Origin of the sequence: Pseudonocardia pini, assembly GCF_013870575.1 — a bacterium.
GTDB lineage: Bacteria > Actinomycetota > Actinomycetes > Mycobacteriales > Pseudonocardiaceae > Pseudonocardia > Pseudonocardia pini.
The window spans coordinates 1-4,643 of the sequence record NZ_JACBXB010000434.1 but is presented as its reverse complement, the minus strand read 5'-3'; the positions used below and the strand labels follow the sequence as shown (position 1 = coordinate 4,643).

The following is a 4,643-nucleotide window of genomic DNA, read 5'->3' as shown; positions in this document are numbered from 1 at the left end:
CGGGCCGCGAGCAGCCACACGCCCAGCAGCGGGAGGGCGAGGTGCCCCACCCAGACCGCGACCCTCATGGCGACAGCCCCAGCCCCGGCAGGGCCGCCCGCGCCGCCGCGCGCCCCCGGTCCACCAGCTCGTCGAGCCTGCCGAAGTCGAACAGGCCGATGTCCGACAGGTCGGGGACGACGGTCGGGACGTCCGCCGTGCGCGGAGTACCGATCGTCGAGCCGATCGTCATGGCTCGGCCGATGGTCTCGACGATGGGCGGCAGCCGGTGCGGGTCGGCGGCGAACGGCACCGCCACGTCGACCCCGACGACCGGGCCCTCGTCCTCCGCGACCATCTCGCCGACCGGCAGGTTGTCCAGCACCCCGCCGTCGACGTGCAGCCGGTCACCGACCCGCTTCGGCGGGGCGATCCCCGGGATCCGCACCGAGAGCGAGACCGCGTCGGCGATCCGGCCCTCCGAGTCCACCGACGGCGCGGTCGACCCCCAGCTGCGGGTCGACCCCACGGCCACCGGACCGGACGGCTTCCCCGGCAGGCACCGCCGTCGTGCAGGCGCCTCCCCGGAGAGCCTGCCCGCGTCGACCTACGTGCCCAAGCGCGCGCCCGGCACCCGCAAGCCGCGGACCGGCCGCCGCCGCCGCTCCACGTTCTGGAAGGAACTGCCGATCCTGATCGGGGTCGCGCTGGTCCTGACCATCGTGATCCAGGCGTTCGTGGCGAAGGTCTACGTGATCCCGTCGGGCTCGATGGAGACCACGCTGCACGGCTGCACCGGCTGCAACAACGACCGGGTGCTGGTGGACAAGGTCACCTACCGGTTCAGCGAGCCGGAGCCGGGGGACGTCGTGGTGTTCCGCGGGCCGGACTCGTGGGTGAACACCGAGTTCTCCGTGGACGAGCCCTCCAGCACGTTCGGCGAGGTCGTGCAGCAGTTCCTCTCGCTCATCGGGCTGGCCCCGCCGGACGAGAAGGACTTCGTGAAGCGGGTCATCGCCGTCGGAGGGCAGACGGTCGCGTGCTGCGACACCCGCAACCGGGTCATGGTCGACGACCAGCCGCTCGACGAGCCCTACATCTACTACCTGCCCGCGGCGGGCCCGGCCCGGCAGATCCCGTTCGGGCCGATCACCGTGCCCCAGGGCGAGCTGTGGGTGATGGGGGACAGCCGGAACAACTCGTCGGACTCCCGGATCGACGGGCACGGCCCCATCCCCGTGGACAACGTCATCGGCAAGGCACGCATGAAGGTGCTGCCGGTCGGTCGGTTCGGCTTCATCGACGACACGAACCCTCAGGGGCAGAACGCCGCGCTGGCGGCGGCCCAGGACGGGCTCCCGTTGGCGCTCGGGGTGTTCGGTGTCCTGCCGTTCGTGCTGGTCAGGCGGCGGTGGCTCGAGCGCGAGGACGAGTTCCTCCCCCGACGGTCGTAGGTGGTCGCCCCTCTCCAGCGGCCGGCGCGCCGTCCTCGGCGCAGGCGTCCGGCCCAGATCCTCCCGCCCGAGTGGAAGCCCACCCGGGCCACCGTGCGCGCCTCCGCGGGTCTCTGGACCCTGCAGAGCACCCTGCAGCGCCACGGCCTCGGCCCGGTCGCGGGCGTGGACGAGGCCGGGCGCGGGGCCTGCGCAGGACCGCTTGTCGTGGCGGCGTGCGTGCTGCGCGCCGGTGACGCCCGCCGGTTCGAGGGCCTCACCGACTCCAAGCTGCTCAGCCCCGCGCAGCGCGAGGAGTTCTACTACCGGATCGTGCGCCGCGCCGAGGACTTCGCGGTGATCGTGATCCCGCCCGCGGAGGTCGACCGGCGCGGCGTGCACGTCGCGAACATCGAGGGGATGCGACGCGCCGTGGCGGGCCTCGGCGCCCCGCCCGGCTACGTCCTCACGGACGGGTTCCCGGTCCGCGGCTTCGGCAGGCCGAGCCTCGCCGTGCCCAAGGGGGACCTGACGGCGGCGTGCGTCGCCGCGGCGTCCGTGCTGGCCAAGGTGACCAGGGACCGGATCATGGTGCAGCTCGACGGGCGGTTCCCGGACTACGGGTTCGCCGAGCACAAGGGCTACAACACCCCCACGCACGAGGCGGCGCTCGCCGAGCACGGTCCGTGCTCCGACCACCGGTTCTCCTTCGTGAACGTGGCGGCGGTGGCCGGGCGCGGGCGGCGGGCCGGGTTGGTCCAGAATGGTGCGGCCACGGACGGGATCCCCGTCTGGGAGGTCGAGGCTGGGGGAGAGCTGTCGTGAGCGCCGAGGATCTCGAGAAGTACGAGACCGAGATGGAGCTCACGCTCTACAAGGAGTACCGGGACATCGTCTCCCAGTTCTCCTTCGTCGTGGAGACCGAGCGCCGCTTCTACCTGGCCAACTCGGTGGACGTGGCCCCGCGCAACAGCGACGGCGAGGTCTACTTCGAGGTCCGCATGTCCGACGCGTGGGTCTGGGACATGTACCGCCCCGCGCGCTTCGTGAAGAACGTCCGGGTGCTCACCTTCAAAGACGTCAACATCGAGGAGCTGGACAAGCCGGACCTCCGGCTGCCGGAGGGCAACCAGTTCGGCCAGTAGCACGCGGGACCGACGTCCTGCGGCGCGCGCGGGCGGCGCGAGTGGGGTTGTCCACCGCACGCGGCGGCTGTGGACCGATTCTCCGGTTCGGCCCCCGCGGTCGTGCCGGCCGGTCATCGTCTGGGGCATGGCAGCGAAGGACGAGCTCGGCCGCCGCGGTGAGGACATCGCGGTCAGGTATCTGCAGGACAAGGGTCTGGTCGTGCTGGACCGGAACTGGCGGTGCCGGGACGGCGAGATCGACGTCGTGGCCACCGAGCGCACGCGGGAGTCGAGCAGGCTCGTCGTCTGTGAGATCAAGACCCGCTCCGGCACCCGGTACGGGGAGCCGACCGAGGCTGTCACGGGCCTGAAGGCGCACCGGATCCGGCAGGTCACCCGGGCCTGGCTCGCGGCGCACCGGGTGGGCTGGTGCGAGATCCGGTTCGACGTCGTGGCCGTGCTGATGCGCCCCGGCCGCGAGGTGACCCTGCAGCACGTCGAGGGTGCGTTCTGATGGGGCTCGCGCGGGGCTGGTCCGTGGCACTGCACGGGGTGGACGGCGTGGCCGTGGAGATCGAGGCGCTCGTCGGCGGCGGGATCCCCGGGGTACAGATCGTCGGGCTGGCGGACACGGCGTTGCAGGAGTCCGTGCACCGGATGCGGTCGGCGGTGCTGAACTCCGGCCGCGAGTGGCCCGCGGTGCGGATCCTGCTGGCCCTCTCACCCGCCACGCTGCGCAAGTCCGGGTCCCGGTTCGACCTGGCCCTCGCCGTGGCGGTGCTGGCCGGGGCCGGGGTGGTCGATCCCGAGCGGCTGGCGGGCACCGTCCTGATCGGCGAGCTGGCACTCGACGGGCGGGTCCGGCCGGTCCGCGGAGTCCTGCCCAGCGTCCTGGCGGCGCGAGAGGCTGGGCTCCGTCGGGTCGTCGTGCCGGAGGCGGCGCTCGCCGAGGCCGCGCTGGTGGAGGGCGTCGAGGTGTTCGGCGCGACCAGCCTGGAGCAGGTCGTGGGGTGGTTCGCGGGGGAGCGACAGCTGGACCGCCCCGGCGAGGTTCCGCCCCCGCCGCCGTCGCACTTCCCGGAGCTGGCGGACGTCGTGGGCCAGCCCGATGCCCGGCACGCCCTCGAGGTCGCCGCGGCGGGCGGGCACCACCTGCTGCTGGTCGGCCCGCCCGGAACCGGCAAGACCATGCTGGCCCGCCGGATCATCGGCCTGCTCCCGGAGCTGGACCGGGACGAGGCGCTCCAGCTCGCGTCCATCCGGTCCCTGGTCGGCGAGCTGCCCGCGGACCCGTTGAGCCGGGTGGCACCGTTCGAGGCGCCGCACCACTCCTCGTCGATGGCCGCGCTGCTCGGCGGCGGCAGCGGGATCCCGCGCCCCGGCGCGGTCTCGCTGGCCCATCGCGGCGTCCTCTTCCTCGACGAGTGCACCGAGTTCCCGCCGCACGTGCTGGACTCGCTGCGCACTCCGCTGGAGGAGGGCGAGGTCCGCCTCGCGCGGGCGGACGGCTCCGTCCGCTACCTGGCCCGGTTCCAGCTGGTGCTGGCGGCCAACCCGTGCCCGTGCGCGCCTGCGCGGGACCGGGACTGCGTGTGCACCTCCACGGTGCGGCGCCGCTACGTCGGGCGGCTGTCCGGCCCGCTCATGGACCGGGTCGACATCCGCACGCGGATGGTGCCGTCGACCGAGATCGGGGGACCCGAGAGTGCGGGCGAGGCGACCGCGGTGGTCCGGTCGCGCGTGCTCGCCGCCCGTGCCGCGGCGGCGGAGCGCTGGTCCGCCCACGGCTGGCGGACGAACGCCGAGGTCCCCGGCCCGGCCCTGCGCCGCACGTTCGGCCTGCCGAGATCGGTCGTGCGACCCCTGGAGGAGCGGATGCGGGCCGGGGACCTGTCGGCCCGAGGCGCCGACCGCGCTCTGCGGGTGGCCTGGACGCTCGCTGATCTCGCGGGCGCCACCTCGCCCGACCGCGAGACCATCCACACCGCGCTGTACTTCCGCGAGCGTGCTCGACCGGAAGGACGCGCCGATCACGGCCGCGGTCACCGACTCCGGTTCGGCGAGCGCGGAGCGCACCTCCTCGGCCAGCGCGGCGAGGTCCTCG

Annotated in this window: 6 protein-coding genes; 5 read left to right on the top strand and 1 reads right to left on the bottom strand. The window is 73.7% G+C overall.

Features of this window, described 5'->3' with window-relative positions:
* Positions 1–64: 64 nt before the first annotated feature.
* Complete coding sequence (locus H5J29_RS35300; RefSeq protein WP_312858343.1) at positions 65–469, bottom strand: patatin-like phospholipase family protein; 405 nt, start codon at positions 467–469, stop codon at positions 65–67.
* 121 nt (positions 470–590) lie between these two features.
* Between H5J29_RS35300 and lepB the strand changes: the two genes are divergently transcribed.
* The 5 genes from lepB to H5J29_RS21555 form a co-directional block, all read left to right on the top strand.
* Positions 591–1,433, top strand: coding sequence for a signal peptidase I (lepB, locus tag H5J29_RS21575; RefSeq protein WP_312858342.1), 843 nt, complete (start codon positions 591–593; stop codon positions 1,431–1,433).
* 57 nt (positions 1,434–1,490) lie between these two features.
* On the top strand, positions 1,491–2,237 hold the full coding sequence (locus H5J29_RS21570) for a ribonuclease HII (protein WP_181782863.1): 747 nt from the start codon (positions 1,491–1,493) through the stop codon (positions 2,235–2,237).
* Complete coding sequence (locus tag H5J29_RS21565; protein WP_181782860.1) at positions 2,234–2,557, top strand: DUF2469 domain-containing protein; 324 nt, start codon at positions 2,234–2,236, stop codon at positions 2,555–2,557. Before H5J29_RS21570 ends, H5J29_RS21565 begins: the two co-directional genes overlap by 4 nt.
* Positions 2,558–2,684: 127 nt before the next feature.
* Complete coding sequence (locus tag H5J29_RS21560; protein ID WP_181782859.1) at positions 2,685–3,053, top strand: YraN family protein; 369 nt, start codon at positions 2,685–2,687, stop codon at positions 3,051–3,053.
* A partial coding sequence (locus H5J29_RS21555) for a YifB family Mg chelatase-like AAA ATPase (RefSeq protein ID WP_181782858.1) occupies positions 3,053–4,643 on the top strand: 1,591 nt, incomplete at its 3' end. The genes H5J29_RS21560 and H5J29_RS21555, both read left to right, overlap by 1 nt.